The organism is Streptomyces sp. BR1 (genome assembly GCF_052373795.1).
In the GTDB taxonomy this organism is placed as follows: domain Bacteria; phylum Actinomycetota; class Actinomycetes; order Streptomycetales; family Streptomycetaceae; genus Streptomyces.
Genome location: NZ_CM126252.1, coordinates 2,962,194 through 2,987,905 on the forward strand (window position 1 = coordinate 2,962,194; position 25,712 = coordinate 2,987,905).

Annotated in this window: 21 protein-coding genes; 10 read left to right on the forward strand and 11 right to left on the reverse strand. The window is 71.1% G+C overall.

Annotated elements, in window-relative coordinates; genetic code table 11:
- Nucleotides 1-25: 25 nt before the first annotated feature.
- Nucleotides 26-1,981 (forward strand): APC family permease, encoded by a 1,956-nt coding sequence (locus tag ACT1U9_RS12750; protein WP_444539088.1) that lies wholly within the window; start codon nucleotides 26-28, stop codon nucleotides 1,979-1,981.
- A 32-nt stretch (nucleotides 1,982-2,013) separates the two neighbouring features.
- Here ACT1U9_RS12750 and ACT1U9_RS12755 read toward each other — a convergent pair whose 3' ends face one another.
- Complete coding sequence (locus tag ACT1U9_RS12755) at nucleotides 2,014-2,415, reverse strand: winged helix-turn-helix transcriptional regulator (RefSeq protein ID WP_444538422.1); 402 nt, start codon at nucleotides 2,413-2,415, stop codon at nucleotides 2,014-2,016.
- Between the two features lie 124 nt (nucleotides 2,416-2,539).
- On the opposite strand from ACT1U9_RS12755, the gene ACT1U9_RS12760 reads away from it, so the two are divergent.
- Together ACT1U9_RS12760 and rarD are read left to right on the forward strand one after the other, a co-directional pair.
- On the forward strand, nucleotides 2,540-3,394 hold the full coding sequence (locus tag ACT1U9_RS12760) for an SDR family oxidoreductase (protein WP_444538423.1): 855 nt from the start codon (nucleotides 2,540-2,542) through the stop codon (nucleotides 3,392-3,394).
- Nucleotides 3,395-3,649: 255 nt separating this feature from the next.
- Nucleotides 3,650-4,558 carry an EamA family transporter RarD gene (gene rarD / locus ACT1U9_RS12765; RefSeq protein WP_444539089.1) on the forward strand — a complete coding sequence of 303 codons (909 nt, stop codon included), beginning with the start codon at nucleotides 3,650-3,652 and terminating at the stop codon, nucleotides 4,556-4,558.
- Between the two features lie 232 nt (nucleotides 4,559-4,790).
- On the opposite strand, the gene ACT1U9_RS12770 is transcribed toward rarD, so the two are convergent.
- A complete protein-coding gene (locus ACT1U9_RS12770) occupies nucleotides 4,791-6,236 on the reverse strand; it encodes an MFS transporter (protein WP_444538424.1) in 1,446 nt (481 codons plus the stop codon).
- 99 nt (nucleotides 6,237-6,335) lie between these two features.
- Between ACT1U9_RS12770 and ACT1U9_RS12775 the strand changes: the two genes are divergently transcribed.
- The 3 genes from ACT1U9_RS12775 (at nucleotide 6,336) to ACT1U9_RS12785 (ending at nucleotide 8,621) form a co-directional block, all read left to right on the forward strand.
- A complete protein-coding gene (locus tag ACT1U9_RS12775; protein WP_444538425.1) occupies nucleotides 6,336-6,779 on the forward strand; it encodes a winged helix-turn-helix transcriptional regulator in 444 nt (147 codons plus the stop codon).
- A 158-nt stretch (nucleotides 6,780-6,937) separates the two neighbouring features.
- A complete protein-coding gene (locus ACT1U9_RS12780; protein ID WP_444538426.1) occupies nucleotides 6,938-7,915 on the forward strand; it encodes a M28 family metallopeptidase in 978 nt (325 codons plus the stop codon).
- A gap of 130 nt (nucleotides 7,916-8,045) precedes the next feature.
- Nucleotides 8,046-8,621, forward strand: coding sequence for a flavodoxin family protein (locus tag ACT1U9_RS12785; RefSeq protein WP_444538427.1), 576 nt, complete (start codon nucleotides 8,046-8,048; stop codon nucleotides 8,619-8,621).
- On the opposite strand, the gene ACT1U9_RS12790 is transcribed toward ACT1U9_RS12785, so the two are convergent.
- From ACT1U9_RS12790 to ACT1U9_RS12810, 5 genes are all read right to left on the reverse strand, one after another.
- A complete protein-coding gene (locus ACT1U9_RS12790; RefSeq protein WP_444538428.1) occupies nucleotides 8,587-9,192 on the reverse strand; it encodes a TetR/AcrR family transcriptional regulator in 606 nt (201 codons plus the stop codon). The genes ACT1U9_RS12785 and ACT1U9_RS12790 overlap by 35 nt on opposite strands.
- A gap of 193 nt (nucleotides 9,193-9,385) precedes the next feature.
- The gene (locus ACT1U9_RS12795; protein WP_444538429.1) at nucleotides 9,386-10,417 is read right to left on the reverse strand and encodes an ABC transporter permease; all 1,032 of its coding nucleotides are present in this window, start codon (nucleotides 10,415-10,417) and stop codon (nucleotides 9,386-9,388) included.
- On the reverse strand, nucleotides 10,404-11,351 hold the full coding sequence (locus tag ACT1U9_RS12800) for an ATP-binding cassette domain-containing protein (protein WP_444538430.1): 948 nt from the start codon (nucleotides 11,349-11,351) through the stop codon (nucleotides 10,404-10,406). The genes ACT1U9_RS12795 and ACT1U9_RS12800 overlap by 14 nt, the downstream gene beginning before the upstream one ends.
- Nucleotides 11,352-11,508: 157 nt before the next feature.
- Entirely contained in the window at nucleotides 11,509-12,753 is a 1,245-nt protein-coding gene (locus tag ACT1U9_RS12805; RefSeq protein ID WP_444538431.1) for a LolA family protein, read from the reverse strand.
- A gap of 247 nt (nucleotides 12,754-13,000) precedes the next feature.
- The gene (locus ACT1U9_RS12810) at nucleotides 13,001-13,960 is read right to left on the reverse strand and encodes a CHRD domain-containing protein (RefSeq protein ID WP_444538432.1); all 960 of its coding nucleotides are present in this window, start codon (nucleotides 13,958-13,960) and stop codon (nucleotides 13,001-13,003) included.
- Between the two features lie 216 nt (nucleotides 13,961-14,176).
- Between ACT1U9_RS12810 and ACT1U9_RS12815 the strand changes: the two genes are divergently transcribed.
- The gene (locus tag ACT1U9_RS12815) at nucleotides 14,177-14,746 is read left to right on the forward strand and encodes a hypothetical protein (RefSeq protein WP_444538433.1); all 570 of its coding nucleotides are present in this window, start codon (nucleotides 14,177-14,179) and stop codon (nucleotides 14,744-14,746) included.
- A gap of 69 nt (nucleotides 14,747-14,815) precedes the next feature.
- Here ACT1U9_RS12815 and ACT1U9_RS12820 read toward each other — a convergent pair whose 3' ends face one another.
- A complete protein-coding gene (locus tag ACT1U9_RS12820; RefSeq protein WP_444538434.1) occupies nucleotides 14,816-15,826 on the reverse strand; it encodes a polyprenyl synthetase family protein in 1,011 nt (336 codons plus the stop codon).
- Nucleotides 15,827-16,004: 178 nt separating this feature from the next.
- Between ACT1U9_RS12820 and ACT1U9_RS12825 the strand changes: the two genes are divergently transcribed.
- Nucleotides 16,005-17,516, forward strand: a complete 1,512-nt coding sequence (locus ACT1U9_RS12825) for a peptide MFS transporter (RefSeq protein WP_444538435.1) — start codon at nucleotides 16,005-16,007, stop codon at nucleotides 17,514-17,516.
- Nucleotides 17,517-17,549: 33 nt separating this feature from the next.
- Nucleotides 17,550-19,547, forward strand: coding sequence for a CocE/NonD family hydrolase (locus tag ACT1U9_RS12830; protein WP_444538436.1), 1,998 nt, complete (start codon nucleotides 17,550-17,552; stop codon nucleotides 19,545-19,547).
- Between the two features lie 93 nt (nucleotides 19,548-19,640).
- Here ACT1U9_RS12830 and ACT1U9_RS12835 read toward each other — a convergent pair whose 3' ends face one another.
- Nucleotides 19,641-20,840, reverse strand: coding sequence for an NAD(P)-binding domain-containing protein (locus ACT1U9_RS12835; protein ID WP_444538437.1), 1,200 nt, complete (start codon nucleotides 20,838-20,840; stop codon nucleotides 19,641-19,643).
- Between the two features lie 38 nt (nucleotides 20,841-20,878).
- Nucleotides 20,879-22,138, reverse strand: a complete 1,260-nt coding sequence (locus ACT1U9_RS12840) for a carboxylate--amine ligase (protein WP_444538438.1) — start codon at nucleotides 22,136-22,138, stop codon at nucleotides 20,879-20,881.
- A 181-nt stretch (nucleotides 22,139-22,319) separates the two neighbouring features.
- On the opposite strand from ACT1U9_RS12840, the gene fahA reads away from it, so the two are divergent.
- Nucleotides 22,320-23,540, forward strand: a complete 1,221-nt coding sequence (gene fahA, locus ACT1U9_RS12845; protein WP_444538439.1) for a fumarylacetoacetase — start codon at nucleotides 22,320-22,322, stop codon at nucleotides 23,538-23,540.
- A 215-nt stretch (nucleotides 23,541-23,755) separates the two neighbouring features.
- Here fahA and recQ read toward each other — a convergent pair whose 3' ends face one another.
- The gene (gene recQ / locus ACT1U9_RS12850) at nucleotides 23,756-25,645 is read right to left on the reverse strand and encodes a DNA helicase RecQ (RefSeq protein WP_444538440.1); all 1,890 of its coding nucleotides are present in this window, start codon (nucleotides 25,643-25,645) and stop codon (nucleotides 23,756-23,758) included.
- Nucleotides 25,646-25,712 lie beyond the last annotated feature (67 nt).

The following is a 25,712-nucleotide window of genomic DNA, read 5'->3' on the forward strand; positions in this document are numbered from 1 at the left end:
CCCCCGGCCGGGCACCCGTACTCATATGCCCATGGACCGTCTCGCGTACCGCGTCAAACGGCGGCTGCTCGGCAAGCCGCTCACCACCGAGCGCATCAGCGACGAGAAGCTGAACAACCGCACGGCGCTCGGAGTGCTCGCCTCGGACTGCATCAGCTCGTCGGCGTACGGCTCCGAGGAGATGCTGCGGGTGCTGGTGCCGGTCGTCGGTGCGGCGGCGTTCAGTCTGCTGATGCCCGTGACCGGCGCGATCCTGTTCGTCCTCGTCCTTCTGACGCTCTGTTACAGCGATGTCGTCACGATCTACACCCGGGCCGGCGGCTCCTACGTCGTCGCCCGGGAGAACTTCGGGCCGGACATCGCGCAGATCGCGGCCGTGGCACTGCTCGTCGACTACATCGTGACGGTCGCGGTCCAGGTGTCGGCCGGGACCAACGCGATCATCTCGCTGGCCCATCTCCTCGGCGGCCAGTGGACCGGCATGGACCACCTCCAACTCCCCATCTCCGTCGGGGTGATCCTCTTCCTGGCGTACGGGAATCTGCGCGGTGTACGGGAAGCGGGGCGGCTCTTCGCGCTGCCCGCCTATCTGTTCATGGCGGCGGTCGCGCTGATACTGATCGCCTCGGCCGCGCGGGGGCTCACGAGCGGACTGCCGCGCGCCGATCTGCACGCCTCCGGCGCGATTCCCATCGGGAGCGCGGGCAGCGGCTGGCTGTACGGGGCCTCGCTGTTCATGGTGCTGCGGGCGTTCGCCAACGGCGGGTCGTCGCTGACCGGGCTCGAAGCGATCTCCAACGGGATCTCGGCGTTCCGCGAGCCGCAGGGGCGCAACGCGCGCCACACGCTGATCGCGATGAGCTGCATCCTGGGCATCCTGGTGCTCGGAGTGTCGACGCTGGCCCACTACACACACGCCGTGCCGTATGCCGACGGCACCCCGACCGTCATCGCGCAGGAGGCCCACTTCGCCTTCGGAGGCGGGGTGGCGGGGACGGCCGGGCTCGTCTTCGTCCAGCTCGCGACCGCGCTGATCCTCTACACCGGCGCCAACACCCCGTTCACCGGCTTCCCGTTCCTCGCGAGCTTCGTGGCCGAGGACCGGTTCCTGCCACGGCAGTTGACCCGGCGCGGGCACCGGCTGGCGTTCTCCAACGGGATCATCGCGCTGACCGTCGTCTCGATGGCGCTGCTCCTGGTCACCCGCGCCAGTGTCGACAAGCTGGTGGCGCTGTACGCGATCGGGGTGTTCACCGCCTTCACCATGGCCGGGGCCGGGCTCACCGCGTACCACCTGCGGCGACGCGAGCGGAGGCGGCGGCTGAAGGTGGCCGTCAACGGGGCGGCGGCGGTGGTCTCGGCGGCCGTCGTGCTGATCTTCGCGGTCACCAAGTTCACCGAGGGCGCCTGGCTGGTGGTCGTGGTGTTCCCGCTCGGGGTGTGGGCGCTGACGCGGATCAACCGCGAGTACCGGCGCGAGGCCGCGGCCCTGAACACCCTCCAGGCGCCGGGCGCCGATCTGCCGCACGGCCGCCGCCATCTGGTCCTCGTCCTGGTCGAGACGATGGACCTGGCGGCCCTGAAGGCCCTGCGGTACGCGCATGAGCTGCGTCCCGACGAGATCCGGGCGGTCCACTTCGCGATCGACGAGGCGCACGCACGGCGGCTCGCCGCGCAGTGGGAGGACACGGCGGCGACCTCGGTGCCGCTGGAGCTGGTGGAGTGCCCGGACCGGCGGCTGCGGCACGCGATGGCGGGACTCGCGGCCCGGACGACCGAGGACGACCGGACGTGGCTCACGGTCCTGGTCCCGCACCGCACGTACACCGGCTTCCTCGGCAGGCTGCTGCACCGGGGCACGGGCGAGGCGATGGCCAAAGCCCTGGAGCATCTGCCGTCGGTGGCGGTGACGGTCCTGCCATTCGACGTCTCGCGGGCGCTGCGGTCGCTGGAGGCGGGGCGGGAGCCACAGCCGGAGTAGGTGCCGGGGGGTGGGCGCTACGCCTGCCGGCGTTACGCGGGCTTGGACTCGCGGGCCGTGTCGTACGCGACGCGGGCCTCCTGCACCTGTTCCATCCGCACCCCGGTCCACTCGGCCAGGGCCCGTACGCGCTCGGCGGCCTCGCGGCCCAGCGGGGTCAGCGAATAGTCGACGCGCGGCGGGATGACCGGCTTGGCGTCGCGGTGCACGAAACCGTCGCGCTCCAGCGTCTGCAGGGTCTGGGCCAGCATCTTCTCGCTGACCCGCCCGACGTGGCGGCGCAGCTCGCTGAAACGGAACGACCGCTCCATCAGCGCGAGCAGGACCAGGACGCCCCAGCGGCTGGTGACGTGCTCCAGGACGAGCCGGTGCGGACACATCGCCTCACGGAGGTCCTCGGTGGGCGCCGTACTGGACGAGGTACTTACTGCCATACCAGTACCTTACTTCAAAGTGGGTACTTACGAAAGGTTAGCGCCAGCCGTACGGTGAGTGTCACGGGTTCCGCACGGGAACCCGGGGTTCCGTATGGGACCGAGAGCCAAGGAGTCAGCAGCCATGAGCATCGTCGTCACCGGAGCCACCGGATCCCTCGGCCGTCTCGTCATCGACGAGCTGCTCGCCGCGGGCGTTCCGGCGGACTCGATAGCCGCCGTCGTACGCAACAAGGAGAAGGCCGCCGAGATCGCCGCGCGCGGAGTGGAGCTGCGGATCGCGGACTACAGCGCGCCCGAGACGCTGGCCGGGGCCTTCCACGCCGGTGACCGCGTGCTGCTGATCTCCGGCAGCGAGGTCGGGCAGCGCGTGGCGCAGCACACCGCCGTCGTCGAGGCCGCGAAGGCCGCCGGGGTCGCGCAGCTCGCGTACACCGGAATCCTGGGCGGGCCCGCCGCCGACTTCACGCTCGCGGACGAGCACCGGGCCACCGAGCAGCTGATCCTCGACTCGGGCCTGCCGTACACGTTCCTGCGCAACGGCTGGTACACCGAGAACTACACGGCCAACCTGGCGCCGGTCCTGGCGCACGGGGCCGTCGTCTCCAACGCGGGCGAGGGCCGCGTGGCCTCGGCCGCCCGCGCCGACTACGCCGCCGCCGCTGCGGCCGTCCTGACCGGCGAGGGCCACCTGGGCAAGGCGTACGAGCTGAGCGGCGACGTGGCGTGGTCGTTCGCGGAGTACGCGGCCGAGGTCGCGCGGGCGACCGGCAAGGAGATCGGGTACCAGGCCGTGGCCCCCGAGGTGCACCTCGGCATCCTCACCGGCGCGGGCGTCCCGGCGCCGTTCGCCGAGATCCTGGTCGATGTGGACCTGGCGATCGAGCGCGGCCGCCTCGCGGCCACGTCCGGCGACCTGGCCCGGCTGATCGGCCGCCCGACGACCCCGATCGCGACGACGATCGCGGCGGCCGTCTGAGGCCCTGAGCGGGCGCGGGACGCGGGGCGGGCGGCCGGTAAACGGATCCGGCCCGCCGATTAAACGGAACCGGTCCGGCCGTCAGGACCGTTTTCGGATATAGGGCATGACAGAAATGGCCCTCTGGCGCTACCTTCAACAAGGTTGACGCGCGCGCAGGGAGGGCCAGTGGCCGAGGAACCGAAAACCGCCGCCGGTGTTGGTGACGCCGGTGAGCAGCGGGCAGGACTGCTGTACGGGATCGGCGCCTACGGGATGTGGGGCCTCGTCCCGCTCTTCTGGCCGCTCCTGAAACCGGCCGGCGCGATCGAGATCCTGGCCCATCGCATGGTGTGGTCGCTGGCGTTCGTCGTCGTCGCGCTGCTCGCGCTGCGCCGCTGGGCGTGGATCGGCGAGCTCATACGCCAGCCGCGCCGCCTCGCGCTCATCGGCCTCGCGGCCGCGGTGATCACCGTGAACTGGGGCGTCTACATCTGGTCGGTGAACTCCGGCCACGTCGTGGAGGCATCGCTCGGCTACTTCATCAACCCGCTGGTCACCATCGCGATGGGCGTGCTCCTGCTGAAGGAGCGGCTGCGGCCGGTGCAGTGGGCGGCGGTGGCGATCGGCGCGGGCGCGGTGGTGGTCCTGGCGGTGGGGGCCGGGCGTCCGCCGTGGATCTCGCTGACGCTGGCGCTGTCGTTCGCCACGTACGGCCTGGTGAAGAAGAAGGTCAACCTCGGCGGGCTCGAATCGCTGGCGGCCGAGACCGCGATGCAGTTCCTGCCGGCGCTGGGGTATCTGGTGTGGCTCGGGGCGTCCGGGAACGCGACGTTCGGGTCCGAGGGCGCGGGGCACTCCGCGCTGCTCGCCGCGACGGGTGTCGTCACGGCGGCGCCGCTGGTGTGCTTCGGTGCGGCCGCGATCCGGGTGCCGCTGTCGACGCTCGGCCTGCTCCAGTACCTGGCGCCGGTGTTCCAGTTCGGCCTGGGCATCCTGTACTTCCACGAGGCCATGCCGCCGGAGCGCTGGGCCGGCTTCTCCCTGGTCTGGCTCGCCCTCACGCTCCTGACCTGGGACGCGCTGCGTACGGCGCGGCGGGGGCGGGTGGCGCTGGCGGCGGCGACGGAGTCCGCGGCGGCGGTTCGTCCGGACGCGGCGCCGACCCGCGAACCGGCGGCTTGAGCCCCTCCCCGCCCCTTCGCCTAGACCCTCCGGGGGTGGGTGGGGGTTGAGGATGGTCTCCCGGGGGCTGCGCCCCCGGACCCCGAGCGGGGCCTGCGGCCCCTGCGCCCCGCTGGGGGCTTCGCCCCCGTGCCCCGCTTGTCTGCGGACCGTGCTGGGTTGCTCGCGCAGTTCCCCGCGCCCCTAACTGCCTAGGGGCGCGGGGAACTGCGCGACAAGCCCCCACCGGCGGTCAGCCGGACCTCACGTCAGCCACGCTGGACGCACGGTCCGCAGACGCGCCACCGCCCGCCCGCCCAGGGCTTTCGGGGAGGGGCGGGGTGGGGGAAACACCCCGCAAGCCCAGAACCGTCACCACCGCCCCCAGCACCACCATCCCCACCGGCACCACCAACGCCGCCCGGAACGCCACCAGGCGGTCGTGGCCGGACGACACCGCGCCGTACACCGCCGTCACCGCCGAGATCCCCACCGCCGACCCGAACTGCGTCGACGTGTGGAGCAGGCCCCCGGCCAGCCCCTGCTCCGACTCCGCGACCCCCGACGTCGCCGCGATCGCCAACGGCCCGTACGCGAGCGCGAATGCCACCCCCGTCAGCGCCAGCGTCGGCAGCATCGCCGCATACGACCAGTCGTCGCCGACCGGCACGAACAGCCCGTACGACACGATCGCCAGCAGGAATCCGCCGAGGATCACCCGCGCGTTGCCGAACCGGTTCACCAGCCGGGGCGTGAGCGTCGGCGCGAGCACCGCGTCGCACCCCATCACCACCAGCGCGAGCGCCGTCCGCATCGACGACCAGCCGCGCAGTTCCTGCAAGTACAGCGTGGCGATGAACTGGAAGCCGAAGAACGAGCCGACGAAGAGCAGGGCGCCCACATCCGCCCGTACCACCGGGGCGTTGCGCAGGATGCCGAGCCGGACCAGCGGCGCCGGGGCGCGGCGTTCGACCGCCACGAACACCCCCGCGAGCAGCAGCCCCGCCGCGAACGACCCGGCCGTCAGCCACCACCCCGCCGCGCCGTGCTCCAGGCGCACGATCCCGTAGGCGAGGAGCACCATCGTCCCGGCCGCCGCACCCGCCCCCGCCAGGTCGAAGTTCCCGCTGCGCGACGGGCGCGCCTCGGCCGGGACCAGTCGTACCGCCGCCGCGAGGAGCGCCCCGGCGAGCAGCACCGGCGCGAAGAACACCCACCGCCAGCCGAATCCGGTGAGCACCCCGCCGATGACCAGCCCCAGTGAGAAGCCCCCGGCGGCCGTCCCCGCGAAGACCAGCAGCGCCCGGTTGCGCTCGGGACCCTCCTCGTACGACGTCGTGATGATCGACATCGCGGCGGGCGTCATGAACGCCGCCGACACCCCGGTCACCAGGCGCGCGGCGATCAGCATCCATCCGGTGGTGGCGAATCCGCCGAGGCCGGAGAAGAGCAGGAAGACCGTGAGCGCGCCCAGGAACATCCGGCGCCGTCCGAGCAGATCGGCGGCGCGCCCGCCGAGCAGGGTGAAGCCCGCGTAGCCGAGCACGTACGCGCTCATCACCCAGGCCGCCTCGGACGTCGAGAGGCCCAGGTCGGACCGGATGGTCGGCACCGCCACCGCGAACATCGCGACGTCGATGCCCTCCAGAAAGATCGTGCCGCAGAGGACCAGCAGCAGCACCCGGGCGCGTACGGGCATGACGACTCCCATCAAGGAGGTACGGGAAGGGGGTGGTTACCAGAACGGTGGTCAGTTCTCTCTTGTAACCACCGACAGCCTGCGGCACGATAACCACCCATGGAAGAAGGCACTTTGAGGTCACCCGGGCACTGCGAAGTAACCGACCCGGCCGCCCCGGACGCCCAGGGCGACACCGATCCCTTCCAGTGGGACACCCGCGAGGGATGCGAGGTGCGGCAGATCCTGGACCGTGTGGCCGACAAGTGGTCGCTGCTGGTCATCGCCCTGCTCGACCGCCGTGTGCTGCGCTTCACCGAGCTGCGCCGCGAGATCGACGGCATCAGCCAGCGCATGCTGACCGTCACGCTGCGCCAGTTGGAGCGCGACGGCCTGGTCAGCCGCACGGTCCACCCGGTGGTGCCGCCCCGCGTCGAGTACGCCCTGACGCCGCTCGGCGGGACCCTGCACCACACCATCCGCTCGCTGGTCACCTGGACCGAGGAGCACCAGAGCGAGATCGCGGCCGCTCGCGCGTCGTACGACGCGTACAACGCCTCGTAACGCCGTCGAGTTCCGGCCAGCGGCCCCGGCGCCCTCTCCAGTCGGTGTCCGGTCGGCGAACTCCCGTGTCCGGAATCCATTCTTGACGGTGGGTCAGACCCTCCTTGAACATCGGGCTCGCGCTTCCGTCCCATCTCCTACGGAACACGGAGCCCCCCATGCGCATGAAACACACCAGGCACACCCTCACCGTGGGCGCGGCCTTCGCCGCCGCCGCGATGACGCTCGGCCTCGCGGCACCCACGGTCCAGGCGGCCCCACCCGCCACATCGACCACGTCCGCCACGCCGAGCGCCGCGACCGCCCCCGACATCCCCGTCGCCAACGTCAAGGCGCACCTCGGACAGTTCCAGCAGATAGCGGACGCCAACGGCGGAAACCGCGCCCACGGCCACGCCGGTTACAAAACCTCGCTCGACTATGTGAAGGGCAAGCTGGACGCGGCCGGATTCACCACCTCCGTCCAGGAGTTCACCTCGTCCGGCGCCACCGGCTACAACCTGATCGCCGACTGGCCGGGCGGCGACACCACCAAGACCGTCATGGCCGGCGCCCATCTCGACTCGGTCGACGAGGGTCCCGGCGTCAACGACGACGGGTCCGGCTCGGCCGGGATCCTGGAGACCGCGCTCGCCGTCTCCCGCGATCGGCTCAAGCCCGCGAAGCATCTGCGGTTCGGCTGGTTCGGCGCCGAGGAACTGGGTCTGGTCGGTTCGAAGCACTACGTCGACAGCCTCTCCGCCGCCGAGCGCGCCAAGATCTCCAGCTATCTCAACTTCGACATGATCGGCTCACCGAACCCGGGCTACTTCGTCTACGACGACGACCCGGCCCTGGAGAAGGTCTTCAAGGACTACTTCACCAAGCTCTCCATACCCACCGAAGTCGAGACCGAGGGCGACGGCCGCTCCGACCACGCCCCGTTCAAGGACGCCGGGATACCGGTCGGCGGCCTCTTCTCCGGCGCCGACTACATCAAGACCCCGGCCCAGGCCCAGAAGTGGGGCGGCACGGCGGGCAAGGCGTTCGACGCCTGCTACCACCGGTCGTGCGACACCAGCACGAACATCGACGACACGGTGCTCGGCCACCAGACCGACGCCATCGCCTACGCACTCTGGCAGCTGGCGTCGTGAGGCGGCCCAGGGACTCCGGGGCGGTTCCCAGGAGCTGACCCCCTCAGCTCTCCTCCCGCGAAAAGCATGCGTGTGCATATACTGCACGCGCATGCTTTCGCGTGCCCACGCTTTGTGTACGGAGGGGACCATGGCCCGCAACTTCCTTTTCCTGCTCGGCAGTACGCGTCCCGGTGGCAACACCGAGGCGCTGGCCCGGCTCGCCGCCGAGCAGTTGCCGTCCGGTGTCGGGCAGCGCTGGCTGGACCTCTCGGCGCTGCGGCTGCCGGAGTTCACCGACCGGCGCCACGACGGCGAGGGGCTCTACGCCGAGCCGACCGGTGACGCCGCCACGCTGCTCGACGCGACCCTGGAGGCGACCGACCTCGTCATCGCCTCGCCCCTGTACTGGTACAGCGTGTCCACCTCGGTCAAGCACTACCTCGACCACTGGTCGGGGTGGATGCGGGTGCCCGGTCTGGAGTTCAGGCCCCGGATGGCCGGGCGGACCCTGTGGGGCGTCACCGCGCTGGCCACCGCCGACCCGTCGGTGGCGGACCCGCTGGTCGGGACCCTGCGCAACACCGCCGCGTACATGGACATGAACTGGGGCGGCGTCCTGCTCGGCCGCGCCAACCGGCCCGGCACCATCGGGGAGGACAGCGAGGCGACGACCCTCGCCAAGACCTTCTTCAGCTCCGAGCCGGCGCCCGCAGCGCACGCATGACATGCGCCACGAGCTCCACGATCCGCTGCTCGTCGTGGAACGGCCGCTTCAGGGCATGCCGGTAGTACAGCGGGCCGTACAGCATCTCCACGGCCAGCTCCAGGTCCGCGTCCGGTGGCAGCTGCCCCTGACGCCGGGCCGCGTCCAGCCGCTGGTGGACGAGGGCGACGCGCGGGGCCACCAGCTCCTCGTTGACCGCCCTGGCCAGCGCCTCCTCGTGCAGCAGCTCGGAGAGGATCCCGGTGTACGCGGGGCCGATCACCGGCGAGGTGAAGAGCCGCATCACGCTGGTGACATGGGTCACCATGTCCGCGTCGATGTTCCCGGTGTCCGGCAGCGGCGAGGCACTGACCACCCCCTCGATCACCGCCTCCAGGAGCACCGCACCCTTGGTCGGCCACCAGCGGTAGATCGTCTTCTTGCTCACACCCGCGCGCGCCGCGACACCCTCGATGGTGACTTTGCCGTATCCGTTTTCCGCGCACAGTTCGAGGGCTGCGGAGAGGATCGCGCGGCGCGATCTCTCGCTCCGGCGCCGGGGGTTGGGGGCGGGACGCGGCGAGTCGGTCACGTGCCGAGTCTACGAGGACGGCCCGTAGCGTATTGACAGCGGAATGGTCTGCTCCAACAATGTGCCGAGGAAACGGTACGTGTCGTGTCGAGCCGCCACGGGGGTCGGCTCGCACGACCGTTCCGTTGTCCGATGCCGTTGCCCCGTTCCGTTGCCCGTCGCATCCGGACGCCCCTCCCGGGTCAGGCCACCGTCACGCCGTGATGTCCTTCGCCGTGAACCGCGCCCACGCCGCCGACCCGAAGACCGCCACGTACAGCGCCTGCAGCTCCAGGTTCTTCACCAGCTCGTCCCAGTAGACGGGCACCCGCAGCAGGTCCGCGAAGGACAGCCAGTAGTGCGGGAACAGATACGGGTGTATCGCGTGCAGCTGGGGTATCTGGTCCAGGATCTGCACGGTGATCAGCAGACCCACGGTCGCCGCCATCGCCGCGACACCGCTGCCGGTGAGCGTGGAGATGAACAGGCCGAGCGCCGCCACACCGGTCAGCGACAGGGCCACCACCCCGGCGATCGCCAGCGAGCGCACCAATCCGTCCGCGAACGATATCTGCGTGCCGGAGATCGTCGTGACCTCGCCGAGCGGGAACAGCAGCGCTCCCACCGCCAGCGCGGACGCGGCCACGACCAGCGTCGCGAGCAGGCAGAACGCCAGCGTCGAGGCGTACTTGGCGAGCAGCAGCCGGGCCCGGCCCGCCGGGGCGACGAGCAGATAGCGCAGGGTCCCGGCGTTGGCCTCGCCCGCTATCGAGTCGCCCGCGACGACGCCGATCGCCATCGGCAGGAAGACCGGGAGGGTCGCGGCCAGCCCGGCGAAGACGAGGAAGAGTCCGTTGTTGGTGACCTGCGAGATGAACGCGGGACCGTCGCCTCCGCTCGGGCCCGCCGTTCCACCGTTGCGGGTCTCGATCTTGACGGCGACCCCGATGAGGATGGGGACGGCCGCCAGTACGCCGAGCAGCGCGAGCGTGCGCCACCGCCGCACCACGGTGACCAGCTCGGACCAGAACAGTCCGAGCGCCCACAGGGGGCTGGGACGCGGCAGCGTCGGCGCCGCCGACGCCACACCCTCGCCCCGGTCCGGGGCGTGGTTCGTGGCATCGGGCGAGGTGGGCGTGGGGGCGGGTGGCGCCGCCGAACCACCGGCCGCCTTCGCGACGTCCGGCTCCCCCGTGACACCGGCCGCTTCCGCCGCCCCCGTCGCCTCCGTCTCAGCCCGCGACATCGAATCCCTCCCCGGTCAGCGCGACGAACGCGTCCTCCAGCGAGGCCCGTTCGACCCCGAAGGCCCTCACTCGTACGCCTGCGTGCACCAGCGCCGCGTTCAATTCCGCCAACTCCACGTCTTCCGGCGGGACTTCGCCGGTCACCCGGTCGCCGTCGACGGACACGTCCGCGATACCGCGCTCCTTGAGGAGCCGGGCCGCGTCGGCCGGGTCCGGTGTGGTGACGGCGAGGCGTCCCCGGTTGCCCGCCGAGAGCTCGGAGACCTCGCCCTGGACGACCAGGCGTCCCTGGGTCATCACCGCCGCGTGCGTACAGACCTGCTCGATCTCGTCGAGGAGGTGCGAGGAGAGGAAGACCGTGGTGCCGTCGGCCGCCAGCTCCCGCACCAGGGAGCGGATCTCGCGCATGCCCTGTGGGTCGAGGCCGTTGGTCGGCTCGTCCAGGACCAGCAGTTTGCGTGGCTGGAGCAGCGCGGCCGCGAGCCCGAGCCGCTGCTTCATGCCCAGTGAGTACGCCCGCGCCTTCTTGCCGGACGCGGCGGCGAGCCCGACCCGCTCCAGCGCGTGGGCGACCCGGCGCGCGCGGGTGCGGGGGTCGGCCGTCGGATCGGCGGAGTCGTACCGTACGAGGTTGTCCCGGCCGGACAGGAAGCCGTACAGCGCGGGGCCCTCGATCAGGGCGCCCACCTGCGGCAGGACCGTCCGCCCCGCGCGGGGCATGGGGCTGCCGAGGACCCTCGCGGTGCCGGAGGTCGGCTCGATGAGGCCCATCAGCATGCGGATGGTCGTCGTCTTGCCCGAGCCGTTGGGGCCCAGGAAGCCGAAGACGCTGCCGGCGGGCACGGTGAGGTCCAGCCGGTCCACGGCCAGTTGGCCGCCGCGGTATCGCTTGCTGAGGCCGTGCGTCTCGATGACCGATGCTGAGTTCCCCACCCCGCCCCTTCCCTTGACTGGTGCTTCGCCCCAGACCCCCTCGGCTGATCGCCGCTGCCGGGGGCGCTGCCCCCGGACCCCCGCTCCTCAAGCGCCGGAGCCCTGATTTCAAGGGGTGCAAAGGGGGGACCAGATTCAAGTCCCCCCTTTCCCCTTACTACTTCGCGGAATTCGCCGCGTTCACCAGCGCGTCCTCGGTGACCGCGCCCACGTAGACCTTGCCGTCGTCCGTCACCAGCGCGTTGATCAGGCGGGTCTTGTAGACCGTGCCCGAGCCGAACTTGCCCGTGACCTTGTCGCCCAGGGAATTGAGGAACTTCTGGGCCTCCGGCGAGGCACCGCCCTTGCCACCCTTGCCGGAGTGCGCGGACGGGATGCCCTTACCTCCTGGAACGTCGAGGCGGGCGATGGAGTTCCAGCCCTTCCCGATGACGTTCAGGCCCTTGAACTCCTTGCCCTGGTCCTTGCCCTGGGGGGCCTTGCCCGCGTGCGCCTTGCCGTCGTCCTGGGTCACCTTCGCGCCCTTGGGCGGCGTGAAGTCGAACGTCGACGCCGAGGGCTTGGAGAAGTCGACCTTGCTGAACCCCGCGTCGATGACGGCCTTGCCGCCGCCCGCCGGGGCGAGCGTGAACTTCAGCGGCACGCCGTTCTTCGCGTCCACCGCGATCCGGATCGCGCCGATGGTCGAGCCGGACTGCTTCGGCTTGATCACCAGCTGGTACGCGTCCCGGCCCGCCACGTGGACCGTGCCGTCGACCGTCACCGACGTGGTGGGGTCGACCGCCTTGAGGGCCTGCTCGGCCATCGCCTTGGGCGTGGTCGGCATCGACTCGGGGGCCTTGCCCGGGTGCCCCTTCTCGGCGCCGCCGCGGAACTCCTTCTTCCCGTCGGTCGCGCGCTTCGAGTGGTACACCTGGTTCGACGCGCTGTCGTACGCCCACACGTCGGTGCCGCTGTGGATGACGCTGTACTCCGACGCCTTGTCGAGCACCGACAGCTTCTGCTTGTCCTGGCCGTCGGTCGCGACCCGCAGCGTGTGCGAGCCCGAGGCCAGTTCCATCAGCTTGCTGTCGGGCGAGGCCGACGAGCCGCCGCCCGGGCCACCCTTGGGGGCGAAGGAGCCCGCCAGGCCGCCGACGGAAGGGAGCCCCAGGTCCGTGTTGATCTTCACCGTGCCGGAGAGCTGCTGGGCGTCCGACGCGGCGATCTTCTCGATGAGCTGCTGTGCGCTGATCTTCGGCAGATCGGGGTCACCTGAAGCCGCGAGCGCCGGGACCAGCCCGATGGTCGCGGCCGCCACCCCCGCCACCCCGACCGGGACCAGATAGCGCGCTGCCTTGCGGCGGCCCGCGACGAGGTCCCCGGCCTCCTCGGTGGTGTGTGCGCTGTCGTTCGGTGCCATGTGTGCCTTACCTCCGTGGTCGGCGGCGTCCGTCCGTAGTGCTGCGCTCTGTCCACTCCGCGCCGCCATTCTCACCCGAATTGGTCAGGAGTGGTGATTCCCATCTGACCAAATCGGCCGCGTGAACGCGTCAGCCCCCGGGAGCAACCTCGTGTACCTCTCTGGGATGACACAGGCACGCGACACCGCCCCCTTCCAGTAGGGGTAACGCGTCGCGTACCTGTCAGAAGCGTCAAAGGTGTTGAGGTCAGCGGGCGATGAAGACGTAGTCCGCCCGATACGGAACCCCGACGACCGCACCGGTCGAGCATGCGCCCACCGGTGCGACGCCGCCAGCCGTGTCGAGCCGCAGAATCTCGCCCGTACGCGCCAACAGGCCATGACGCGCGCCCGATTGCGTCGCTTGGAGGTCCAACTCCGGGATGTTTCCGTCCCCGTTAGGGGACTTGGTGAGCACCTTTCCGGTGACGGCGCTGGTGTCGGGGGCGATCCATTGCGGCGTACCGGAGTTGGGGGCGGTGAAGGAGTGCCGGATGCCGCCTTCGAGCACGGCCGAGACATCGCGCTGGGCGAACGCCGTCGTACCGTCCGCGCCCTTCTTGCACTCGTACACCTGGCGGCCCCGCACCACGGACACCTGGAAGGCCCCGCCGTCGACCGCCTTGGACAGGTCGTACGGCTCGACCTTGTGCAGCTGCCCGCGGACCGCGCCGCCCGGGAACTCGGCGGTGTGGAGATTGGCGTAGAACCCACTGGGGTCGTTCTTCAGGGAGGCGAGCAGCGCCGCGTCCTTGACGGTGACCGAGCCCGCGACCCGCCGCCAGTTGCCGCCACCCGTGACACTCCCCAACTGCCCGCTGAAGTCGACTTTCACGTCGCCGTTGACCCCGCGTACACCCTGATGGATGTGGAGCATGGTCGGCCTGCCGGTGCCGCGCCACTTCACCGCGAACGTGACCGTGCCGCCCTTGATCCGGACGAACTCCAGCGCGGCGCCGTCCGGGTCGCCGACCGCCGGTTTGCCCGCCACGGGCACCTCGTTGGCGCCGCGCAGACTGGCCACGAAGTAGGTGGCGCCGTCCTCGCGCGCGTGGTCGTTGCCGCCGCCCTTTCCGGCGGCGAATGCCGGGACGATCGCGAAGGCGATTCCGGCGGCGGCCGCCACAGCGGTGGCGCCGACGAGGATGCTCTTGCGATTCCGTTTCATTATCGTTTCCCCCTGTATGCAGATGTTCGTTGACTTCTGCACTGCCTTCGGCTGATGCGTAGGCTTCCGGGCAGGGGTACGGCATCGATCTCAGTCTGGACTCATTCCAACAGTGTGATCTGAGTCACATAACTGTCGATAGAGGTGTTCGAGTGCCACTTGGCCGGAATCCGTACACCTGAGTGAGAGCAACCGGCACCACCAAAGGGGATCGCCATGCTCACCGTCCATCGCATCGCCCTGGGCGCGGCAGCGGGGACCGCCGTCCTCGCGCTCGCCGCCACGGGATGCGGCAGCAGCAACAACAGCAGCAAGACCGAAAAGCCGTCGACAGGCACCACGGCCCCGGCGACCCCGGCCGGCTCCACCCTCACCGCCGCCAAGGTCGACAAGGTCGGCACGGTGGTCACCGACAGCAAGGGGTTCGTCCTCTACCGCTTCGACATGGACACCGCGAAGCCGTCCCACTCGGCCTGCCTGGCCGCCTGCGCCTCGCTCTGGCCACCGTCCCCGGCGCCCGCCGCCGACAAGCTGAGCGTCAAGGGCATCGACAAGGCCCTGGTCGGCACGCTCACCCGGCCCGACGGCAGCAAGCAACTGACGCTCGCCGGCTGGCCGATCTACCGGTACTCCAAGGACGACGAGCCTCGGGAGGCGTACGGGCAAGGCGCCGGCGGTACGTGGTTCGCGATCACCCCGACCGGCGCGAAGGCTACCGGCGACACGGGTGGGGGCACCACCTCGGGCGGCACGAACAGCACCCCATCGAGTGGCTCGGGCTACTGAGTCCGTTCGACTGCGGACCGTGCGTGGCTGGTCGCGCAGTTCCCCGCGCCCCTTGTCGGGCGCGGGGCCTTAACCCGCCCTGTGCACCACCGCGTCGCACAGTTCCTCCAGGGCCGACTTCGCATAGCACTCGGGGAGGGGGGCGAGGGTTGCGCGGGCCTCTTCCGCGTAGCGGACCGTGTCGCGGCGGGCCTGTTCGAGGGCCGGGTGGACCCGCAGGCGGCGCAGGGCCTCCGCGTGGCGGGCGTCGTCCGTCAGGTCGCCGTCGAGCAGCGCGACCAGCTCCAGGTCCTCCGGGCGGCCGTACTGGGCGGCCTGCGCGCGCAGGTGCAGCACCGGCAGGGTCGGGATGCCCTCGCGCAGGTCCGTGCCGGGGGTCTTGCCGGACTCGTGCGAGTCGCTGGCGATGTCCAGGACGTCGTCGGCCAGCTGGAACGCGGTGCCGAGCCGCTCGCCGTACTGCGTGAGGATGTCGACGACCGTCTCGTCCGCGCCGGACATCATCGCGCCGAACCGGCCCGATACGGCCACCAGCGAACCGGTCTTGCCGGCGAGCACATCGAGGTAGTGGTCGACCGGGTCACGGCCGTCGCGCGGGCCCGCGGTCTCCAGGATCTGGCCGGTGACCAGCCGTTCGAACGCCTCGGCCTGGATCCGTACGGCCTCCGGGCCGAGGTCGGCCAGTATGTGCGAGGCGCGGGCGAACAGGAAGTCACCCGTGAGGACCGCGACGGAGTTGTCCCAGCGGACGTTGGCGCTGGCCACCCCGCGCCGCACCTCGGCCTCGTCCATCACGTCGTCGTGGTACAGCGTCGCCAGATGCGTCAGTTCGACCACCACCGCCGAGGGCACGACACCCGGCGCGTAGGGGTCGCCGAACTGCGCGGCGAGCATCACGAGCAGCGGCCGGAACCGTTTGCCGCCCGCCCGCACGAGGTGCTGCGCGGCTTCCGTGATGAAGGGGACCTCGCTCTTGGTGGCATCGAGCAGGCCCGCCTCGACTGCCGCCAATCCGGTCTGGACATCGGCTTCAAGAGCCTGGTCCCGCACGCTCAGCCCGAACGGCCCGACGACGGTCACGAGGGGTACTCCTGTCTGCTGACGATCACACGGATTGTCGATGTGTCGCTGTCTTCACTCAAGTCAGCGTATCCGGTCGCTGTTCGATCACCGTGGGCGCCTTCCCGTCACCCCACGCGCACAGTCCGATGGACCCCGGTATGTTCGTGATCGGCTTATACGATCAGGAGTGGACCTTTTGTCCGAGACGACGACCGACACCGCGCCGGAGCCCGGAGCCGAGCAGCCGCCGACCCAGGACGACCATGCCTTCCTGGGCCACCCGAAGGGATTGCTCACCCTCTCCGGCCTTGAGGTGTGGGAACGTTTCTCCTTCCTCGGCATGCAGGCGATCCTGGTCCTCTACTTCGCCGACACGGTCGCGCACGGCGGCATGGGCATGGACGCGGCCACGGCCGCCTCGGTCTCGGCGGCGTACGGAACGCTCGTCTATCTGGTCTCCGTCGCGGGCGGCTGGCTCGCCGACCGCATCCTCGGCTCGTACCGCGCGGTCCTCTACGGCGGCGTCCTGATCGCCTGCGGCCACTACACGATGGCCGTCCCCACCCCCGCGATGACGTGGGTCGGCCTCGGCCTCATCAGCGCGGGCACGGGGCTGCTCAAGCCCAATGTCGCCTCGATGGTCGGCAAGCTCTACCGCACCGACGACGAGCGCCGCGACGCCGGTTTCGCGCTCTACTACATGGGCATCAACATCGGCGCCTTCGCCGGCCCGCTGATCACCGGCTGGCTCGGCGACCACCAGGGCTGGCACTGGGGCTTCTCGGCGGCGGCGATCGGGATGACGTTCGGCCTCGTCCAGTACGTCGCCGGGCGCGGCCATCTGGCCGGGCGAAAGCACGCGGCGGAGTACGCACTGCCGCCCGAGGGCATGCGCCGGGCCGTGCGCCTGATGGCGGGCGGAGCGGTCGTGGCCGGACTGCTCGCCACCGCGCTGTCGCTCGCCGGATGGCTGACGATGGGCCGGTTCGTCGACGTGCTCACCGTCGTCTCGGTGATCGCGCCCGCCGTCTACTTCACGGTGATGTTCCGCAGCCCACGGGTGGACGCCGAGGAGCGCGCCCGACTGCGGCCCTACCTCGCGCTCTTCGCGGCCTCGGTCGTCTTCAACTTCATCCTCTTCCAGGCGTACTCGACGATGATGCTGCTCGCGTCGTCCAACGCGCGCACGGAGATCCTCGGCTTCCACTTCCCGGCGAGCTGGTACGCCTCGGCGCTCGGCGCGTTCGAGGTGGCCCTCGCACCGGTGGTCGCGACGGTCTGGTCGCGGTTGGGACCGCGTCAGCCGCATGCCTCCAACAAGATCGCCTTCGGTGTGGTCCTGGGCGGGCTCTCCTTTCTGCTGATGGTCGTGCCGACCGCCGGGCACGGCTCCGACACGTACAAGATGGCGGCCTGGTGGATCGTCGGCTCCTATCTGCTGCTCGGGCTCGGTGATGTGCTGCTTGAGACCTCCGGCATGTCGGCGACCACCAAGCTCGCGCCGAGGGCCTTCGCGAGCCAGACGATGTCGCTCTGGTTCCTCTCCCTCGCACTCGCCAACGGCATCCAGGCACAGACCGTGAAGGTGTACGGAAAGGTCTCCAACGCGGCCTACTTCGGGGTCAACGGCGCCATCGCGGTGGCCGCCGGCCTCGTGGTGATCGCGGCCGCGCCCTGGCTCAGACGCACCATGCACCCCGTCCACTGACGTCCCCGCACCCCTTGCCCGAGGTGTTCCGCCATGCAGATCCGCACCGAATTCCCGTACGAGACCCGGCGCGAGGACATCCGTATCCCGCTCGCGGACGGGACGCGGCTGTACGCGCGCGTCTGGCGGCCCGAGACGGACGAGCCCGTCCCGGCGCTGCTGGAATACCTGCCGTACCGGCTCACCGACTGGACCGCGCCACGCGACTGGCAGCGCCATCCCTGGTACGCGGGGCACGGCTACGCCTCCGTACGCGTCGACGTGCGCGGGCACGGCAACAGCGAGGGCCTGCCGGGTGACGAGTACGACGCGCGGGAGCTGGCGGACGGCGTCGAGGTCGTCGAGTGGCTGGCCCGGCAGCCGTGGTGCGACGGCGGCGTGGGCATGTTCGGGATCTCCTGGGGCGGCTTCAACTCCCTTCAGATCGCGGCCCTCGCGCCCGAGCCGCTCAAGGCGGTCGTCACGGTCTGCTCATCGGACGACCGCTATGACAACGACGTGCACTACATGGGAAGTTCCGTCCTGGCGGTGGATATGCACGCATGGGCGGCGACCATGCTGGCCTTCACCGCGCGCCCGCCGGACCCGGCGTACGTGGGAGAGGAGTGGCGGGAGATGTGGCTGCGGCGCCTGGAGAGCGTCGAGCCGTACATCCACACCTGGCTGGCGCACCAGACCCGCGACGAGTACTGGAAGCACGGCAGCGTCTGCGAGGACTACGGGGCGATCGGCGCTGCGGTGCTCGCGGTCGGCGGCTGGCACGACCCGTACCGGGACACGGTCCTCCGCTTCGTGGAACACCTGCCGCCGGAGCGCGTACGCGGTCTGATCGGGCCCTGGTCGCACCAGTACCCGGACCGGGGGCTGCCGCCGGGACCCGCAATCGGCTTCCTCCAGGAGACGCTGCGGTGGTGGGACCACTGGCTCAAGGGCAAGGACACGGGGGTGATGGCCGAGCCGCTGCTGCGCTCCTGGATCAGCGAGTCGCACCGGCCCGCCACGGTCTACGACGAGCTGCCCGGCCGCTGGGTCGGCGACCCGGCGTGGCCGTCGCCGCACGTCACACCCGTTTCGTACGCGCTCGGCGGCGCCCCGGTACGGGTCGACTCGCCGCAGCACACCGGCCTGGACGCGGGCCGCTTCTTCCCGTTCGGCAACGCCGCCGATCTGCCGCCCGACCAGCGCGGCGAGGACGCCCACTCGGCGGCGTTCGACTTCGCGGTGCCCGACGACGGTCCGCCGCTGGAGATCCTCGGGCGCCCCGAGGTGACGCTGCGGCTGCGCATGGACGTGCCGTTCGGGCAGGCGATCGCCCGGCTCTGCGATGTGGCGCCGGACGGCTCGTCCACGCTGGTCACACGGGGCGCGCTCAATCTGTCCGCGCGCGAGGGGCGCGACCGGGTGGACGCGTGGCCGCTGGGCGCCACCCAGGACGTGACGTTTCTGCTCAACGGCATCGGCCACTCCTTCCCGCCCGGCCACCGCATCCGCCTCGCCGTCTCCTCGGCGTACTGGCCGTGGATCTGGCCGCAGGCGGACTCGGTCGGCTTCACCCTCGACCCGGTCGGCAGCTCGCTGCGACTCCCGCTGCGGGAACGGACGTCGGACGCCATCACCTTCGAGGCGCCGGAGCAGTCGGCGCCGCTGGGCGTGGTCTCGCCCGAACCGCTCGACGAGCCGCGCCCCGAACGCCTGGTGATCCGCGATGTGGCCAAGGGCGAGTGGCGCCTGGAGGTGGACCCCCGGTACGGCGGCACCCGGGTCTACCCCGACGGCCTCGAATTCACCGAGGAGGCACGGGAGACGTACACGATCGAGGAGGGCGACCCGCAGTCCGCGCGCACCCGCTCGGACTGGACGATCCGGCTCCACCGGCCGGAGCTGGCCTGGGACGTCACGATCACCACGCGCTCCGAAATCCGGTGCGACGCGGCGGACTTCCTCACCTCCGACGAGGTGGTGTGCCGCGACGGCGGGGAGATCGTGTTCCACCGGACGTGGGAGAAGAAGATCCCGCGCACGGCGGGGTGAGGCCGGGGCGCACACGCCGTGGTGAAGTCCCGCCGCGCGCGCCGTCGATGGTCAATTGACTGCTGCCAGGGCCCAGTTGCCCAGCCCCCGACCTCAGTTGCCTGCCGCCACCGACGCCGCCAGCCTCGGCGAGGCGTACTGCGTGCCGCACACGAAGCGCATCACCGGGCCGAACGACGAGGCCGCCGGAAGGCCCGTGAAGTACAGGCCCGGGACCGTGGAGCGGTAGCCCGCGTCCAGGACCGGCGCGCCGCGCGAGGTGGTGAGCTGGGTGCGCAGGCCCGGGCCGAGGTAGTCGAGCGCGGCCACGTCCATGCGGTAGCCGGTCGCGGCCATCACATGGTCGGCGGCGAGTTCGCGCTGCGCCCCCGTCCCGCCGCTCAGGGTCAGGACCGGGCGCCCGGACTCGATACGCGCCCGCACCACCCGGCGCCCGTCGGTCACCGCGACCCGGCCCGTGAACCGCTCGCGCAGCCACCACGCGCCCAGCGGACCGAGCACCTTGCGCACCAGGTAGTGGCGGGTGGGCGCGGGCAAGTGGCGGAAGTGGGTGGCGTGGTACGAGAAGGCGTACAGCGACCAGGCGCGGCCGAACGGCGAGTCGGGGCTCAGCCGGGGCTGCTGGTCGGGGGCGGCGCCGAAGCGGACGGCCCCGGCCCGGCGCGCCACGATCCGTACGCTCGCACCCGCCTCCGCCATCAGCACCGCGTTCTCAAGGGCCGACTGGCCCGCCCCCACGACCAGCACCTCGCGGCCCGCGAACCGGGAGAGGTCGGCGTGCTGGGAGGCGTGCGAGATCGGGCCGGTGGCGGACGGGCCGTCGGGGACGGCGGCCGCCAGCTCGCGGGGCATCCGGGCCAGGCCCGCGAGCCCCGTCGCGACCACCACCGCGCGCGCTTCGAACGCCTCCCCCGAGTCGAGTTTCAACTCGAAATGGCCGTCTCGGGCGCGGTCCACGGACACCACCCGCACCTGCTCCAGATCGGGCAGCAGCCGCTGCGCGAACCACTGCCCGTACGCCGCGAAGTCCGCCCCGGAGATGAGGTCCCAGTCGGACTCGTACCGTCGTACGCCCGTGTCCGCGCAGAAGTCGACCAGGTCATGGCCCGGTTGGGGCGCGTCGATACTGGACGCGGAAGGCGTCGACTTCAGCACCATGCCCTGGGGCATGTGCTCGCGCCAGCTCACCATCGGCGAGCCGAAGACGCGGACGGGAATGCCGCGCCCGCGCAGATGCGCGGCGCTGGACAGACCGAAGGGTCCCGCCCCGATGACAGCTACCGGACGAATCACGTGAAGTCCCTCCCCAGGGTGTTACGCGTGCGGTGGGTCTAATCGGCCGCCCGGGCGGTCGCGTGGCGCGAGCTCCGCCACAGCTGGTAGAGATGCTCGGCTCCCGGGCGTACGAAGCGGGCGAGCATCGTGAAGAAGGGCCTGGGGTCGTCCCGCGCGAGCCACGCGAGTTCCGTGCCGGAGGGGCGCGCGGGAGCGTGCGGGGTGGTGTAGCCGCTGCGGCGATACGCGATGAGCGCGGGCAGATCGATGTTCTCGACGACATAGCGCCGACCGGACAGCTGTTCGCCCTCCGGGACCGCGCGGCCGGTGAGATGCAGATGCTGCGCCCGCACGACGTCGACGCCCGACTCGTTCTCGAAAAGCCGGAACTGGGCGCCCATCCTCGGGTTGAAGTCGAGGAGCTTGTACTGCCCGTCGCGCCGGTCGAAGCGCAGATCGAGGTCGACGATCCCGCTGAACCCGATCCGCTTCACGAACTGCTCGGCGAGGAGGGCGAGTTCGGGGTTGTCGACGACGTACGCGGTGGCGGTCATCCCGGCGTGCGGCGGCCAGGAGCGCACCTTGACGCCGGTGAACATCGCCAGCGGCGCCGCGTTCTCGTCGAAGTAGGCGTGCACGATCCAGTCCTCGGCCTGCTCGCGCGGCAGATACTCCTGGAGGATCACGCCCGGCCGCTCGCCCCAGCGGCGCGCGAGCGCCAGCAGATGCGCGGCGCTCTCGATCCGGGTGGTGCCCCGCACCGCGGGCCGCTCGCGCCGGACGAACGCCTCGCGGTTCTTGGCGACCACCGGGAAGCGCGCGTGCCGCGCGAAGTCCTCGACGTCGTCGTACGTGTCGGGAAAGGCGGCCGCCGGAGACGGCACCCCGTGCTCCACGCACAGCTCGTGCAGGCCCTGCTTGCTGGCGAGCCTGCGGGGCAACTCCGGGGCCACGGAGGGGAACAGGAAGCTGTCGGCGAGCTCTTTCTGGTGCTCGGCGATCAGTACCGCCGCCTCTTCGTCGGTCGGGACGAGCACGGCCGGGCGGCCGATCCGGCGGCCGATCCGCAGCAGCCCGTCGACCAGCGCGTCCGGGTTCTCGCGGCCGGTGGTGGGCCAGGCGAAGGCGTGCCGCAGATAGCGGGAGTGGGCCGCCGGGGTCCAGCGGTCCTCGGTGATCGCGTACATCGGCACGCCGAGCCTGCCGAGACTGCGAATGGCTCCGACGCCGCCGTGGTGCAGCGGATAGTTCCCGATCTTCACGATCAGTCCGGGCACGGTCCGGTCGGCCGTGAACAGCGCATTACTGCTCGCCACCTGTCCCCCCTCGGGACGCACGGCCCCCTCGCCGCGTTCGTGTCCCGGCAAGGACGGTAAGGGGGAATCAGTCCTTCCGGAGGCGGAGTTTCCGGACATTACGAACTCTTTAGACACTGCCTACGCAACCATCGCCGACGTAACGTGTCCTCCACACCCGTGGAAAGCGAGGCAGGCACAGATGTCCGAGCAGAGCCCGCTCGACCTGGCCGAAGGCGACCCCTTCGGCCCGCACAACCTTCCGTACGGCGTCTTCTCCACCGCCGACGCGCCCGACCACCGCCGGGTCGGCGTCCGTATCGGCGACCACGTCCTGGACGCGGGGGCCGCCGCGCACGCGCTCGGCTCCCCGTACGCGGCGCTGCTCGCGCAGCCGACGCTCAACCCGCTGCTCGCGGCGGGGCGCACGGCCTGGCGCGATGTGCGGCGCGCGCTCACCGCGTGGGTGACGGTCCCGGCGCACAGGCCGGACATAGAGCCTTTGCTGCACCCGCTGGACACGGTCACCCTGCACCTGCCGTACGAGGTCTCCGACTATGTCGACTTCTACGCGAGCGAGCACCACGCCACCAATGTGGGCCGCATCTTCCGTCCGGACGGGGACGCGCTGACGCCCAACTGGAAGCATCTGCCCATCGGTTACCACGGCCGGTCGGGCACGATCGTGGTCTCCGGGACCGATGTCGTACGTCCGCACGGGCAGCGCAAGGCGCCGAGCGACCCGGCGCCGGTCTTCGGGCCGTCGGTGAAGCTCGACATCGAGGCGGAGGTCGGCTTCGTCGTCGGCACCCCGTCCGAGCTGGGCCGGCCGGTGGAGCTCGGCGCGTTCGACGACCACGTCTTCGGCCTTTTCCTCCTCAACGACTGGTCGGCGCGGGACATCCAGGCGTGGGAGTACGTGCCGCTGGGGCCGTTCCTGGGCAAGTCGTTCGCCACGTCCGTGTCGGCGTGGGTCACCCCGCTGGAGGCCCTGTCGGCGGCCCGCGTGACGCCGCCCACGCGCGAGTTCCCGCTCCTGCCCTACCTCGACGACGCGGACGCCGAGGTGCCGGGCGGCTTCGACATCCGCATCGCCGTCGCGATCAACGGCCAGCTGGTGGCCGAGCCGCCGTTCGCGGGCATGTACTGGACCGCGGCCCAGCAGCTCGCCCACATGACGGTGAACGGGGCGTCGCTGCGCACCGGCGACGTCTTCGGCTCGGGCACGGTCAGCGGCCCCGAGCGCGACCAGCGCGGCTCGCTGCTCGAACTCACCTGGAACGGCACGGAGCCGGTCGAACTCGCCTCCGGCAAGCGCACGTTCCTGGAGGACGGCGACATCGTCACAATGACGGCGTGGGCCCCGGGCCCGGACGGGGTCCGGGTGGGGCTGGGAGAGGTGACGGGCCGGATCGCGGGGTAGTCACCTGCGGACCGTGCTGGGTTGCTCGCGCCCACGCGGCGGAGCCGCAAATCGATACAGCCCCGCGCCCCTAGGAGGGCCCGAAGGGCCCATTGAGGGGCGCGGGGAACTGCGCGACAAGCCCCCACCGGCGGCCAGCCAAAGAACCCGGCCGCCCGCCCAGGCCACGCGGCGGAGCCGCAAAATGTCACAGCCGGGAAGGGGCGGGGTGGGGGCTACGCCTCCGCCAGGACGGACAGCACACCCTCCCCATACGTCGCCAGCTTCTTCTCGCCCACGCCGGCGATCGTGCCCAGCTCCTCCACAGAGCTGGGCCGGGCAACGGCGATCTCCCGAAGCGTCGCGTCGTGGAAGATTACGTATGCCGGAACCCCCTGCTCACGGGCCTGCGCGGCCCGCCACGCACGCAGGGCCTCGAAGAGCGGGGCCGCCGACTCCGGGAAGTCGGCCGGGGCCGCCTTCGCCTTGGCCGCACCCCGTGCGCGGGGCGCGCGCTCCGGCTTCGCCGGTTCCGAGCGCAACCTGACCTCGCGCCGGCGCCCCAGCACCTCCCCGCTCGTCTCGGTCAGGACCAGCGTCCCGTACTCCCCCTCCACCGCCACCAGACCCTGCGCCAGCAACTGCCGCACCACGCCCCGCCATTGGGCCTCGGAGAGCTCCTCGCCGATACCGAAGACGGACAGCGCGTCATGGTCGAACTGGATCACCTTCGCCGTCTTGCGGCCGAGCAGGATGTCGATGACCTGGCCCGCGCCGAACTTCTGGCGCCGCTCACGCTCAAGCCGGACGATCGTCGACAGCAGCTTCTGGGCCGCGACCGTGCCGTCACACGTCTCCGGCGGGTTCAGACACGTGTCGCAGTTGCCGCAGTGCTCGGCGGTCGCCTCCTGGCCGAAGTAGCCGAGGAGCTGGGCGCGGCGGCACCCGGCCGTCTCGCAGAGCGCCAGCATCGCGTCCAGATGGGACGCGGCCCGGCGCCGGAACGCCTCGTCGCCCTCACCGCCCTGGATCAGCTTGCGCTGCTGGACCACGTCCTGCAGCCCGTACGCCATCCACGCCGTCGACGGCAGCCCGTCGCGGCCCGCGCGGCCGGTCTCCTGGTAGTAGCCCTCGACCGACTTCGGCAGATCGAGGTGGGCCACGAACCGTACGTCCGGCTTGTCGATGCCCATGCCGAACGCGATGGTCGCCACCACGACAAGCCCCTCCTCCCGCAGGAAGCGGGACTGGTGCACCGCGCGCGTCCCCGAATCCAGACCCGCGTGGTACGGGACCGCCGCCACCCCGTTGTCGCACAGGTACTGCGCGGTCTTCTCCACCGACGCCCGGGACAGGCAGTAGACGATGCCCGCGTCGCCGTCGTGCTCCTCCTTCAGGAAGGTGAGCAACTGCTTCTTGGGGTCGTTCTTCGGCACGATCCGGTACTGGATGTTCGGCCGGTCGAAGCTCGCCTCGAAGTGGCGCGCGTGCGGCATCACGAGCCGGTCGGTGATCTCCCGGTGCGTGACCCGTGTGGCGGTCGCCGTCAGCGCGATGCGCGGCACGTCCGGCCAGCGCTCGCCCAGCAGCGACAGCGCCAGGTAGTCGGGGCGGAAGTCGTGGCCCCACTGCGCCACGCAGTGCGCCTCGTCGATCGCGAAGACCGAGATCTTGGCCCGGGAGAGCAGGTCGAGGGTGGCCTCCACGCGCAGCCGCTCGGGGGCGAGGTAGAGCAGGTCGAGCTCGCCCGCCAGCAGCTCCGCCTCCACCGTGCGGCGCTCGTCGAAGTCCTGCGTGGAGTTGATGAACCCGGCGCGCACGCCCAGCGCGCGCAGCGCGTCCACCTGGTCCTGCATCAGGGCGATGAGAGGGGAGACCACGACGCCCGTACCCGGTCTGACCAGGGCTGGGATCTGGTAGCAGAGCGACTTTCCGGCACCGGTCGGCATGAGCACCACGGCGTCCCCGCCGGCCACCACGTGCTCGATGACCGCGCCCTGGTCACCGCGGAAGCTCTCGTACCCGAAAACCCGCCGCAGCGTCCGCAGCGCCTCGCTCTCGACCACTGCCTCGCCAGCGGCCCCGGCCTCACCGGTCGCCGCGCCCTGCTCGTCCGTCCCGATCATCGCTGCGTCCCCGCCCGTCGTCCTCGTAACTCCACCACCCCTGCCACGATAGGGGCCCGGGCCGACA